Origin of the sequence: Lysinibacillus zambalensis (genome assembly GCF_040183165.1) — a bacterium.
In the GTDB taxonomy this organism is placed as follows: domain Bacteria; phylum Bacillota; class Bacilli; order Bacillales_A; family Planococcaceae; genus Lysinibacillus; species Lysinibacillus zambalensis.
The window spans coordinates 1-334 of record NZ_JBEGDG010000120.1 but is presented as its reverse complement, the minus strand read 5'-3'; the positions used below and the strand labels follow the sequence as shown (position 1 = coordinate 334).

Here is a 334-nt window from a genome sequence, read left to right as displayed (position 1 = left end):
AAATGGTGGAGGATGACGGGCTCGAACCGCCGACCCCCTGCTTGTAAGGCAGGTGCTCTCCCAGCTGAGCTAATCCTCCTGGGTATTATGCCTAGCGACGTCCTACTCTCACAGGGGGAAGCCCCCAACTACCATCGGCGCTAAAGAGCTTAACTTCCGTGTTCGAGGATTAGCTCAGCTGGGAGAGCACCTGCCTTACAAGCAGGGGGTCGGCGGTTCGAGCCCGTCATCCTCCACCATTTTTTAATCAAGCACTCTATTATCGCGGGGTGGAGCAGTGGTAGCTCGTCGGGCTCATAACCCGAAGGTCGTTGGTTCAAATCCGGCCCCCGCA

General features: G+C 57.5%; 2 tRNA genes. One reads left to right on the top strand and one right to left on the bottom strand.

What is annotated here, in order from left to right:
- Positions 1–3: 3 nt before the first annotated feature.
- Positions 4–79, bottom strand: a tRNA-Val gene (locus ABNX05_RS26285).
- Positions 80–263: 184 nt separating this feature from the next.
- Between ABNX05_RS26285 and ABNX05_RS26280 the strand changes: the two genes are divergently transcribed.
- A tRNA-Met gene (locus ABNX05_RS26280) sits at positions 264–334 on the top strand.